Source organism: Pseudomonas sp. ES1 (assembly GCF_050586605.1).
GTDB classification, from domain to species: domain Bacteria; phylum Pseudomonadota; class Gammaproteobacteria; order Pseudomonadales; family Pseudomonadaceae; genus Aquipseudomonas; species Aquipseudomonas sichuanensis.
The window spans coordinates 66,964-79,077 of the sequence record NZ_JBOBDM010000024.1 but is presented as its reverse complement, the minus strand read 5'-3'; the positions used below and the strand labels follow the sequence as shown (position 1 = coordinate 79,077).

The following is a 12,114-nucleotide window of genomic DNA, read 5'->3' as shown; positions in this document are numbered from 1 at the left end:
GGTGACGGACATGTAGGCTGGTGTTGCCATGGTGCTCTCCTTGCGTAAGAAAAAAGTCGCGCAGACGGCAGGAAATTGCCGAGCGGGAGCAGCTTTCGATACAAGAGCTGTGCCAATTGAAAAATAACCAATAAATTCAATTAGTTATTTATCTGAGCCATCCATTCGAGTGCCTCCTTTAGCGATGAGCATTCAAAAGTTGCGCAACTTCTTGCGCAGTGCTGGCAAAAAGTTGCGCAGATGGCTGCAGGCCATACACAGCAATGCCCACAGCGCTTATCCACAGACTTATCCACATCGAAGTGCGCAACTTCTTGCGCAGTTGAGCAAAAAGTCAGCGACCCGATTTTCCCATGGCTTACAGGCCATCCTGCGCATGGTTCAGGGCTGCCCCCGCGCCGCTAACATCAACGTGCTACTATCGCGCCGCATTTAATGGACGCTCCACCGATTCGACAAGGAAAGCCGCGCGTGAACACCCCAGAGCCCACTTCGCCCAGCCCTGCCCTTTTCCTTTGCCAAGCAGGCAGTGCCTGATGATCGGCGCCTTGTTGCTACGCTCCGCCCATGGCCAGGAACACACACCCTGGCAACGCCTGGCCCGCGCCTTGTGGGGTGGCGACCTGCCGCTGACCCGCGCCCAGGAATGCGGGTTTGCGCGGCTGATGCTGATACCGACCGTGATCTACCTGGTGCTCGCGCTGGGCTACCTCGCGCAACTGACCGACCTGGTCGGCAGCCTCGTGCCACATTCCCTGCTGCAAAATTTCGCCCGCCAGGGCCAATGGCTGGGCGCCGCCGCCCTGGCCCTGCTGGTACTCAGTTGCCTGCTGCGCAAGAGCATGCGCCAGGGTTGGCCGTTCGGGCGCACGGTACTCTGGGCCTTGATCACCTGCGGCAGCTGCCTGTACCTCGGCTATCACGCCCAGCGCCTGCTGGTGGACAGCCTGGTCGAACAGGCCAGCCCCGAGCAGCAGGCCCAGGCCGCCTTCGGCATCCCGTTGCTCAACCTCATGCTGCACCACGACCTGCGTCTGGATGGCCAGGCAGCAACAGCCGAGCAACTGCGCAGCCCGCAAGGCAAACTGCAGCTGGCCGAACTGGCCCTGCGCCTGCCGCACATCACCGCGCTGAAAGTCACAGAAGGCCTGACGCCGCAGGCCTTGTTCGAACAACTCGCCGACCAGCAACGCGGCGGCCTGCAGCGCAACTATGAACGCTACCGCCAGGCCACCGGGCGGCAGGAAGACAACTACCGCCAGTACCGTCGCGCCAGCCTTTACTACGCGGGGGCCACCAGCCGCCTGGCCATCCTCCAGCGCCAGGGCCAGGCCTGGACCGACTACCTGCGCCTGCTCAGCAGCCGCGGGCGCAACCTCAACCCCTGGACCCTGCCCAGCAGCGAATGGCAAGACGTGCGCCATGTCCTGCGCGAGCAGATGAACGTACCGGTCAACGACCTCTGGCGGCCCGACGACCGCCCCGGTTTCAACCGCGCCGTGGCCAGCCAGGTGCGACGTGACGCACGCAACCACTACGCAACACTGCTGCAGCAGCGGATCAATGCTGGCTGGATCGAACCCGGCCTCAAGCGCCCGGCGTTCCTGGCGGTGGATGCCATCCAGGGGCAGTGGCGCCAGGACTTGGCGCTGCCGCCGAGCATTACCCTGTATGCCTACCTGACCGAGGAGTATTACGTGCGCTCGGTCTACCTGCCCACGCTGCAGCACGACGCCCGTGAATTGATGAAGCAGCGCGTCGCCGCGGCGGGCGATCTTTCGACCCTGGGCCGCGACAGCTACCGCGATCTGATCACCCCCGGCGTAGCTGCCCTGCTGATCCTCTGTGGGCTGGCCGTGCATGGGTTCCGTGCGCTGTCCTACCTGTTGCGCCTGGTGAAGGCACAACCGCTTGGTCTGTACCTGAAACTGCTGGGGGTGTACGTGGTGCTGTTGGCCAGCGTTTCGCTGGTTACCAGCAAGCCGAAGGTGTCGGCGGGCGACCTGCCGCAGCAGGGCGAGGAAGCCCTCGGCCTGACCCTTGCCCTGGCCAGTGCGGCGATTGACTGGGCCGCACCTCAACAGGACAGGCTGTATGCCCTGGGGACCAGCATTCGTCAGGACCTGTTGCAAGGGTATGGATTTGGCGTTCCCGGGACGCAGCAGGATTGACGGGCGCGCTCTGTGGCGGGGGAGCTTTTATCTATGCTCTGTACGAAAGGTTTTGTGGGAGCGGCGGTGCGCCGATGCGACTTGCCCCGCGATCTGCCGCAACGCGGCAGCAAAGCCTGAATTTGCGGCATCTTTGACACTATTTGATATCGGGTAAAGGAGCGCTTCGCAATCCAAAAACCCCAGCAAGCGCCCCACCATAAACAGTCAAAAGAACAATCCAAGAAAGCCTTTTGTTCTCAAACCTGAAGACTCGACGATACATCTCAAAAAACCTGGGAACGCATTCATGTTTCTTCCGCTTTTCTTGCAATAGGAATTTGCGTAAAAACCGTGAAAAACAACGTAAAAAATTCGCCCCCCAAAAAACATTTGAATCACAGCATTCAGCCAAACACACATGACGCATTCCTGCTGATTAAACACCGAAATTTTACAGATTTGACCATCTACCGCTCAGCTTGAAGACACACCCCTCGGAGAGCCCCCAGTAATAAAGCCCAAATGAAAAAAGCAAAATTAGCGTATTCCCATAAATCCCAATAAGCACTACCCAGAATAGCGTTTTATGCTCACGTGCAAACGCACGCCGATACACCTCAAGCAACCCGCCCACCGTATTAAAATCAACCCCCTCCCTTTTCGCATAAACAGCCATATACACGATAGTCAGAAAAAGCATAAGCATGCAAAGCGTGAACAACAATTTCCTTGCAACATCAATTTCATCACACATACACAAACCTCAATAAATCATATTCAACCCAGTATTCAGGCTCTGTATGAGGTAGCGCGGATTGACAGCGAAGCCCTGGTTTTTTCGTACACACACTGATCATTTGGCACAACCCAAGCCTCGCAACACACACCTAAACATCAACCTATACTGACTTTGACATGAATATCACACCCCTTGGATTCCGCATAAAAAATCAACACAGCCAAACCAATACCAATAATCGCACCGCCATACATAGAAAAAATATACAAACCGGACAACACTTTATCTTTAAACTTAAAAACATGACCAAACAACTCAAGCACCCCAGGGAATGTATTAATATTTATCCCGTTTCTCTTTGAATAAAAATGCCCATAGAGCACTGTGACAACCAACATAATTGCCAATCCCCAATATACAAGCTCGACCAATAGCTCCAACCATACACACACAATAAACTCTCACTTAACTACAGGAAAATAGTTACATTAGGATCGACAAGTATGGAGTCTCGAGTTCAGGCCCAATACAAGGGCCTACACCAATATCGATATCAGGGCATGCTGAATTCGGGACAGTCCCGATATCGAGAAGCACTAGCCTCACTGCTCCCCTAGCGCTACCGGCAATGGCTTTTTTACGGATGGCGACCGAAGACGCCATCGCTATACTCGCTGTATCTGGCTACCTTATGGCCCGATCATTGATATGAAAATCACACCCCTGCGCCTCGCCCCAGAATGTCAAGCTGACAAGCCCCAACACCATCAAAGCCCCGCCATACATGCTGAACAGCACCAAGATAGATAACAACCTATTCTCGAATTTAAACACCCTCCGATACATCTCAAGCATGCCTTCGAAGGTATTCATATTCACACCCACCTTCCTGCAATAGGCGTTCGCACAAATGATCGAAGTAAAAACCAACCCGGCACAGACCACAAACAAGGCAATTCTCACGAACTGAACAACTTCGCACATACATCACCTCTGAAAAGCGGTGACTGAGGCAGCGCACGCTCCTGCAAGCCCGGCATGTTGGCAAACGGCGCATCCCACAACCTCAATGGATCCGCCCGCATAGCCGGTGTGTGACTCGCATAGCTGCAGCGGCGCTGCCCTCCACCGATCAGCGCGCTAAACGATTGATGTGGAAGTCACACCCTTGCGCCTGCCCCCAGAATGTAATGGCGGCAACCCCCACCATCAACACCGCCCCGCCATAGGTGGTAGACAACATCAGTATCGACAGGCGTTTGTTCTCAAACTTGAAAACCCTCCGGTACATTTCGAACATGCCCTCGAAGGTATTCATGTTGATCCCGTTCTTTTTGCAGTATGAATTTGCAGAAAGTACGGCAGTCAGCCCCGCAACCACACAGAGCGCAAAGCCGGCGATCCTGATGATTTGCAGCAACTCGCACATAACCTCTCCTAGAACAGCGGTACTGCGACAGCCGGCGCCACTGGTGTCTTGATTTCCGGGCCGATGCCGGGGCCCACGCCGATATAAACCTCTGGCCACGTGGAGGTCTGGCTGATATCGAAACTGACAACCCCTACGCTGAAGCCAACACCTGCCGCGGCGGGTAGCGACTTGGCATCCGGGTCGGCAAACTTGAAACCGCAGCTAGCGGTTGCCCGTGCGCCTGCTGCAATCATCGGAACAGCGCCCTCGCCCGAAAGCCCACTGACTTCGTTGGCTTTTACGGTCACGGAGAAACCGGTGCCCATGGCAGCCATCAAGGAGCCTCGACATTCTCCCGTCATGATCGGCCGAGCAGGGCCTGGCGCCACCGCCTTGGAGATTTCCTCAGGCGATTTGCCCTCTTTCATCATGTGCATGCCCAACGATGCACGCTCCTGCACGCCCGCCATGTTGCCAAACGCTGTATCCCACAATCCCAACGGGTCCGCCCGCATAGCAGGTGTGTTGCTGACATAACTGTAAACGTTCATCCCACCCTGCATCCCAATCGGGTCCCTGGACACATACCGCGCCATTTTCGGCTCGTAATACCGATAGCGGTTGTAGTGCAGCGCCGTTTCCGGGTCCTGGTATTGCCCCTGGAAGCGAATCGGGTTGCTCACCCCCTGCAATCTGGCTTGCTCCGTTCGCTCCTCGCGTATTTCGCCCCACGCGGTGTAATGCGCACTCCAGACCACGTCCCCCTGCTCATCGGTGAGCTCTTGCGGTGTGCCCAGATGGTCACAGTGGTACCAGGCCATGGCATCGAAGGCCTGCGGTTTGACCTCGGTGTGCCACAGCGGATCGCGGTCGAAGTCGTACTCGCGCCCCGCCCAGTCCGGCTGTTTGAACAGGAGTACCGGGCGGTTGTGCAGGGCCTGGGCGACCGGCACGAAGCTGCCGGGCTCGTACAGGTAGTGCACGGTGCGGCCGGTATCGCCCTCATCCAGCGGCGGCGAGCTTTCCCAGGCCAGGGTTTCGCCGTCCCAGCCATACAGGGTGAAGCCGCAGTGCAGTTCACGCTGGCGCCTGGCCCGTTCCAGCTGGTTCCAGCCGGTGCCGGCTTCGGGCTTGTCCCAGTAATGGGCGAGCGAATGCTTGTGCAGGCGACGGCCCAGTGCGTCATAGCTGTATTCGACCTTGAGCCTGTCGTCGTTGTAACGCACCAGCCGGTTGAACAGGTCCCAGGTGAAGTGCGCCTGCGCACCGTCTTGCAGGCGATGGCTCAGGTTGCCGCGCTCGTCGTAGCGATACTGGCTGCCGGCATAGGTGCGCAGCAGGTTGTCCATCACCTTGTTGCGCCGGGCGTCTTCTTCCAGGGGGCGGTTGAGCTGCTGGGTTTCATCCAGCAGGTTGCCCGCCGGGTCGAAGGCGAAGGTTTCGGCGCCCAGGCGGCTGTTGGCCTGCAACAAGCGCCCCAGGGGGTCGTATTGATACGCCAGCTGGCCACGGCGGCTGTCGTGGATATCGGTCAACTGCCCCACCGTGTCGTATTCATACTGGCGCTTGAGCAGGGCAGTCTTGCCGTCATGGCTGCCGAGCCATTGCTCTTCGGGGAGCCCCGTCTTGCCCCAGCGCTGCATCTGCATGAGCTTGTTGCCCTGGTGGCGCACGACTTCGCGGTGCAGGTCATCGCGCTCGTAGGCGAGCATCTCGTGCTGATCGAGGGTCATGCCCAGTAGGTGGCCGCTGCCGTAGGTCAGCCAGCTGACCTTGTGGCCGTCCGGGCGGATGGTTGCGGTGCGGCGGTTCAGCGCATCGTACTCATGGCGCCATACCGCCACCATCGGGTCGCCGGTCATCAGGTAGTGCTGATGCTCGCGGGTCAGGTTGCCGGCGTCATCGTAGAACCACTGCAGCTTGCTGACGGCATTGAGCGCCTGGATCAACTTGCCGTTGCCATCGTAGGCGAAGGTTTCGCTCTGCTGCTGATCGCCCTGGCTTGCGCAGCGCTCGACCAGGCGCCCCATGGCATCGAAGCGCAGGTCGATGCGGCGCTGGCCGACCTGGCTGCTCGCCAGCCGACCGCTGCTCGGGTCGTACTGGTAGCGGGTGGTCAGGCCATCGAAGCCGGTCTCTTCCAGGCGGCGCCCGGCCAGGTCGTAAACGAAGCTGGCGCGGCTCTCGTTCTGGTTCTCCAGGCTGAGCAACCGGCCGAGCTTGTCCCAGCGGTAGCGCAGCTTGTGCTCCAGCGCATCGACACGCTCGGCGAGCATCCCGGCGCGGGTATAGCTCCAGGTGGTACACCGGTCCAGCGCATCGACATGGGCCAGCAACCGGCCTTCGGCATCGCGCTCGAAGCGCTCTTCGGTCATGTCCGCATGGGTGACCTTGCTCAACTGCCCCGCCTTGTAGGCGTACTGGATGCTCTCGCCCAGCGCATTACTGGCCTGCACCAGGCGCCCCAGTTCGTCGTACTCCCATTTACTGGTCTTGCCGGAACAGTCGGTGTACTCGAGCAGTTGCCCGGCGTCGTTGTACGCCAGCTTCTTCTCGTTGCCGTTGGCGTCCTTGACCGCCTTGAGCTGCCCGGTTGAGGTGTAGGCGAACTCGGTCTTGTTGCCCAGCGGGTCGACCGTTTCGACCAGGTTGCCGGCGTCGTCGTAGTCGCGCAGCCACAGGCCGCCTTCGGCATCGCTGATCTTGATCAGCTGGTCCTGGTCGTCGTAGGCGTAGTGCACCACGGTATGGTCGGCGCGGATGTGCTGCAGGCGGTTACTGCGCTCATCGTAGGTGTAGCGGTCCTGGCTGCCGTCGGCGTGCAGGTGGCGGATCACGTTCTTGCGGGCGTCGCGGAACAGCCACTCGGAGCGCTCGTCAGCGTGCTGGATGCGGTAGGTGTAGCCTTCGGCGTCGTAGTAGTGGCGGGTCTGGCCGCCGTAGGCGTCAGTCACGGTGGTCAGGCGGATGTGTTCATCCCACGCCAGGCGGGTTTCGAAGCTGCCATCGTCGGCCCATTCGCGGATCGCCCGGGCGTGCGGGCCGCTGCCGTCCCATTCCAGGTTCAGGCCGCGCTCGGTGCGGTCGGTGTAGCGGGTGATCAGGTGGTGCTGGTACTGGTAGCGCCAGGCGGCGCCGTGCTCGTCCTGGGCGGCGATCAGGTCGCCCTGGTCGTCGTAGTGGTAGGCGCACAGCTGGCGCAGCGGCTTGCCGTCGACCACTTGCCACAGGCCCTGGATATGGCCGTGGTCATCGAGCAGCGTGCCCAGTTGCAGGTGCACCTTGCTCGGGTCGTTGTCGGCGTAGGTGTTGATGTCCGACAGCACCGGGCGGCCGTTGTGGCTGTGCTCGTAGTGCAGCATCGCGCCGACGCCGTTGCGCATGACGATATGCACCAGGTGGAAGCGCTCGCCGACGCGCTCGTAGGTCTCGTGGCGCTCCTGCCCGCGCGACAGGATGAGCTGGGTGTCGGTGGTGCGGGTCAGGCCACGGTACTCGATCGCGTCGTAATGGGTTTTGCCAACCTTGGGCAGCGGGTAGGCGTGGCTGCGGCCGTCGATATCGTGCAGCAGCAGGCCATCGTCCTGCACATCGATGCAGGTGGTGAAAGCGGTGATCCAGCGGGCGCCGAGGCTGCCGCTGTCGAGGGCGGCCAGGCGCGAGTGGTAGGTGCGGGTCCAGGTGATCGGGAACGGGCCGGGCAGGCTGAAGTCGGTGTGCTGCAGGGTCTCGCTGCCCAGGGCGAAGTTGATGCTGTTGCAGGTGTTGGCCGGGGCGCCGTTCTTGCACTGGTTGGGGGCCTGGGAGGCAGGCATCTGCTCCTTTTGGGTTTCAACTTTGCCTTCGGCCAGCTGGTGGCGAGCCTTGCTGGTGCCGCCCGCCTTGACGTTCGCCACCACCTGTTGCGGGTTGCGTTGGCGCCACTGCTTGACGCTGCTGGCCAGGGTCAGGCGCAGGGCCTCGATGGAGCCGGGGCTGCCGGCGTCGCCCAGCTTGAGGATCTCGCCGCGCACCAGCGGGGCCAACAGCCGCAGGCGGGCGCTGTGGGCCAGCAGCTCAGTCTTGCCGGCGGCGCTGAGCGCGGGGCTGATGTCGGCGCTGGTCATGCCCTTGCCGGCGCTCTTGTAGGCGTTGAAGGCACCGGCCAGGTAGTTGCCGATGCTGGCTTGCGGGTCATGCAGCAGCAGGCTGCCCCCGCCACCGGCCGCCACGCTGGCGGGGGCCGGGCCGGCAGCCAGGGCGGCCAGGCCGCCGGCGATGTCGAGGATCAGTTGCTCGCCGAGGGTGGCAGCGTCGGCCAGTGCGGCCTTGAGATTGCCTGCGGCCTGGCCGACGAAGTCGTCGATGCTGCCGACGATATCGGCGTTGAGGTGGCCGACCATCAGCTCGATCAGTGCATCGCCCAGCACCTGCTTGCCCTCCTGGCGCACGATGAACAGCATCGGGCGCAGGGCCATGCGGGCCGCCGCCGCGCTGGCGGGCGAGGTGACCAGGCCAATCAGGTTGATGCCGTAGGTGGCGCAATCGATCGGGTCGGGCACCTTGTTGCGGGTGAGGATGGCGATATCGCCCAAGGCATCCACCAGGGCGATGATGTTACCGGCCACGGCCACGTTGCCAGCCACGCCCTTGAGGCGTTCGAGGGTGACGAAGCTGGCGCTGGTGTTGCGCAGCCAGGTATCGAACACCACCGCGCCACGGCCAACGTCCTCGATCTGCACCTCGGCGAGTGGGGTGATCGCGACCTGAGGGGCACGGGCGTTTTCGTTTGTTGCGGCATTCTGTGCAGTCATGAGATCAGCTCGCCTGGCATCAGGTCAGTCAGGGTATTCAGGCTCGGCGCCTTGAAGTCGGGGAGTTTGGGCAGGGTCGGCAACTTGGGCAGGCTGGCCATGGCGCCCTGGACGGCGGCGCCAGCCTTGCCGGCGGCGCCCAGTGCGCCAGAAGCGGCCGGCAGCGCCGAGCTGGCGGCAGAGGCCAGTTGCGGCAGGCCAGCCACGCCGCCCTTGAGCGCGGCTTGCACCTGCTGCGCGCTTTGCAGGGTGTTCTGCCCGGTCTTGAGCAGGCCCATGCCGGTCTTCGCCGCGCTCATGCCACTGCTGGCCAGTTGCTTGGCCTTGTCCAGCATGCCGCCGCTGCCGTCGGGGGCGAGCTTGGCGTACATCGATTCGAGCAGCGACGGCGTGCCCTCTTCGGCCACGGGCAGCTTCGGCCAGGGCAGCCCCTTGGCGAAGCTGCCGAGGCTCCAGGTATCGGCCGTGTCGAGGCCGAACTTGGCCATGGCCGGCCCCGGCGCCGCGCCGGAGACGGTATTGAACCCCTGCCCGTCCAGCGCGCCCTTGAGCAGCGTGCCCAGGGCATCGGTGACCTCGTAGTCGCCGGCCTTGATGCCTTTGGTGTTGGCGTACAGGTTGAACAGCTCCAGCGCACCCTTGCCCGGCTTGGGCGGTTCGGGGAAGGTGCCGGCCATGCTCGCCCCGCCGATATGGGCGAACTGCGCGGCGTGGGCGGTGTAGTTGGCGCTGGTGACATGGGTGATGCCGCCGGCGTTGTAGGTCGTGCCGCTGCCGCCGCCTTGTACCACCAGCTCGGTCTTGGCCTTGAGGGTGATGCGGTCGGCGTTGGCGGTGATGTCGAGCTTGGCCAGCAGGTTGATGTTGTCCTTCAGCGCGCGGAAATCGATATCGCCGGAGGCTGCCACCAGGCGTAGGCCGAGGCTCTGCACGAACAGGCGCATGCCTTGGCTGGCACTGGCCAGCAGGCGTTTGCCGATGGCCAGGCTGGTGTGGCCGGTGCTGCTCAGGGCCAGGTGGCTGCCGCTGGTGAGGTGGTTGGGGCCGGGGGTGGTCAGGGCGATGCCAGCAGGGCTCGACACCACCAGGTGCGGTTGGGTGAATTCGGCGAACTCGTTTTTCGTCAGGTCGCCCGGGCCGCTGCCGAGAATGCCCTGGTGCTGCTTGTGCAGGTCCTTGGCCACGGTGTCCTGGTCGCCCGGTTCCTGGGCCTGCATCTGCTTGGCAAGTTCCGCCAGGCTGTCCTGCTGGTCGCTGGCGGTGGCCAGGCGTTCGGCGGTCTCGGGCAGGTCCTTGTGGTGCTTGGCTTCGTTGGCGCGGGGCTCGGTGGTGAGCAGCAAACCGCCGGCAGCACGGATGGCGCCGTGGCGATCGGTGCGCAGTTCGAAACCTTCACCACGTGGCGCGCCGCCACTCGGTCTGGGGTGGGTCAGGTAACCGAGGTTCAGCGCACTGGCGCCATGGTCACTGCGTAGCGCGATGCTGATTTCGCTGGTGGTGTCGTCGATACGCAGTTCGTTGCCGCGGCTGCCCTTGTATTCCTTGCTCTTGATGGTGGCCAGGGTCTTGAGGTCGGGCAGCTTGTAGTGCGGCATGTTCACGCCGTGGTACAGGCAACCGGTCACCAGCGGCTGGTCGGGGTCGCCTTCGAGGAAGCTGACCAATACCTCCATGCCGATGCGCGGTAGTTGCAGGCCAGCGATGCCCTGCCCGGCCCAGCTCGACGCCACGCGCATCCACACGCTGGACTTGTCGTCGGACTGGCCTTCGCGGTCCCAGAAGAACTGCACCTTGATGCGGCCGAACTCGTCGCAGTAGATCTCTTCACCAGCCGGGCCGCTGACCACGGCGCGCTGATCACCCAGCACCTTGGGTTTCGGGTGTTTCAGCGGCGGGCGGTACGGCTGCTGCCACGGGGTAACCACGAAGAAGTTGCGGTAGCCCTGCTGGAAGCCATCGTACTTGGCGTCGACGTCGCTGGTGATGGCCTCTTCCAGTACCTGCGGCTGGCGGCCCTGGTGGTGCACGTCAGTGAGCAGCCACAGGTCGTTCCACTGGGCGTTGGGGTGGCTGCCCAGGGTCAGGAAGTGCCCGCTGGCGAGCAGCGGCTGGTCGCTGTCGCCGGTGGCCTGCTGGTAGTCGCTGCGGTGGCGTTCCAGGGCGCGGGTGGCCAGGTGCTTGCCGCGTGGTCGGTCGAGGAAGCGGCCGGGGTAGTCGTAGTCTTCCAGAGCCGGTTCGTCGAGGCTGTCGGCCGCGCCTTCGAGCTGGATCAGCGGTTTCTTGAAGTCGTAATCGCGGCGGGTGACGCTGCTGGTGCGGGTTTCCAGGCGCAGGGCGAAGCGCTTGATCATCGGCGTGTCGGCGACCAGGCCGGAGTCGTGCTGGAACTGCACCGGCGCCAGCTTGGGGAACACCGTCTGATCGTCGCCGAACACCAGTTGGTGGCCGTCGGCGCTGTGGCGGAAGTGGTAGTGAATCCCCTCCTCTTCGCACAGGCGCTGGATGAACTGCAGGTTGGACTCGTCGTACTGCACGCAGTACTCGCGGTCCGGGTACAGGGCACCGAGCTGGAACTGATAGGCGTTGGCAAGAATGCCGTGCTCTTCCAGCACCTGGGCAATGATCTTCGGCACGGTCATGTGCTGGAACATGCGCTGGTTGATGCGGTGGGCCAGGTACGCCAGCTGCGGGCGCAGGGTCACCTGATAGCGGGTCAGGCGCTTGCCCGCCTCGCCTTGCGCGGCGCGGTAGATCAGGCCGTGCAGGCCACGGCCGTCGTCGCCGAGCTGAAGGAACGCGGGCTTGTGCAGCAGGTTTTCCAGGTCCAGCGAAGGGCGCTCGCTGACCAGCTCCAGGTCGATGGCGTAGGGCTGGCTGATGGCTTCGTTGCCATCGAAGGCAAGCACTTGGAAGTCATGCTCCAACCCGTCGATGTGCAGGCTGAAATGGGTCTGGTTCGCGGCGGCAAACATCCTTGTCCCTCTATGTGCGTGAATTCGTGTTAATGCGTCCGTGGCC

General features: G+C 62.2%; 6 protein-coding genes. 1 reads left to right on the top strand and 5 read right to left on the bottom strand.

Annotated features, from left to right (window positions below):
• The first annotated feature begins 536 nt into the window (after nucleotides 1–536).
• A complete protein-coding gene (locus ACQ4N9_RS12485) occupies nucleotides 537–2,171 on the top strand; it encodes a hypothetical protein (RefSeq protein ID WP_390966553.1) in 1,635 nt (544 codons plus the stop codon).
• An 876-nt stretch (nucleotides 2,172–3,047) separates the two neighbouring features.
• Here the strand turns inward: ACQ4N9_RS12485 and ACQ4N9_RS12480 are convergent.
• From ACQ4N9_RS12480 to ACQ4N9_RS12460, 5 genes are all read right to left on the bottom strand, one after another.
• Nucleotides 3,048–3,290 (bottom strand): hypothetical protein, encoded by a 243-nt coding sequence (locus ACQ4N9_RS12480; RefSeq protein ID WP_390966551.1) that lies wholly within the window; start codon nucleotides 3,288–3,290, stop codon nucleotides 3,048–3,050.
• A 286-nt stretch (nucleotides 3,291–3,576) separates the two neighbouring features.
• Entirely contained in the window at nucleotides 3,577–3,765 is a 189-nt protein-coding gene (locus ACQ4N9_RS12475) for a hypothetical protein (protein ID WP_390966549.1), read from the bottom strand.
• 259 nt (nucleotides 3,766–4,024) lie between these two features.
• A complete protein-coding gene (locus ACQ4N9_RS12470) occupies nucleotides 4,025–4,321 on the bottom strand; it encodes a hypothetical protein (RefSeq protein ID WP_390966547.1) in 297 nt (98 codons plus the stop codon).
• 8 nt (nucleotides 4,322–4,329) lie between these two features.
• Nucleotides 4,330–9,096, bottom strand: coding sequence for an RHS repeat-associated core domain-containing protein (locus ACQ4N9_RS12465; RefSeq protein ID WP_390966545.1), 4,767 nt, complete (start codon nucleotides 9,094–9,096; stop codon nucleotides 4,330–4,332).
• On the bottom strand, nucleotides 9,093–12,068 hold the full coding sequence (locus tag ACQ4N9_RS12460; protein ID WP_430932957.1) for a type VI secretion system tip protein VgrG: 2,976 nt from the start codon (nucleotides 12,066–12,068) through the stop codon (nucleotides 9,093–9,095). The genes ACQ4N9_RS12465 and ACQ4N9_RS12460 overlap by 4 nt, the downstream gene beginning before the upstream one ends.
• Nucleotides 12,069–12,114 lie beyond the last annotated feature (46 nt).

Bases quoted from the DNA above. Each gene is read 5' to 3' on its own strand.
- ACQ4N9_RS12485 (WP_390966553.1), top strand. From the start codon at position 537: ATGATCGGCGCCTTGTTGCTACGCTCCGCCCATGGCCAGGAACACACA.
- ACQ4N9_RS12480 (WP_390966551.1), bottom strand. From the start codon at position 3,290: ATGTTGGTTGTCACAGTGCTCTATGGGCATTTTTATTCAAAGAGAAAC.
- ACQ4N9_RS12475 (WP_390966549.1), bottom strand. From the start codon at position 3,765: ATGAATACCTTCGAAGGCATGCTTGAGATGTATCGGAGGGTGTTTAAA.
- ACQ4N9_RS12470 (WP_390966547.1), bottom strand. From the start codon at position 4,321: ATGTGCGAGTTGCTGCAAATCATCAGGATCGCCGGCTTTGCGCTCTGT.
- ACQ4N9_RS12465 (WP_390966545.1), bottom strand. From the start codon at position 9,096: ATGACTGCACAGAATGCCGCAACAAACGAAAACGCCCGTGCCCCTCAG.
- ACQ4N9_RS12460 (WP_430932957.1), bottom strand. From the start codon at position 12,068: ATGTTTGCCGCCGCGAACCAGACCCATTTCAGCCTGCACATCGACGGG.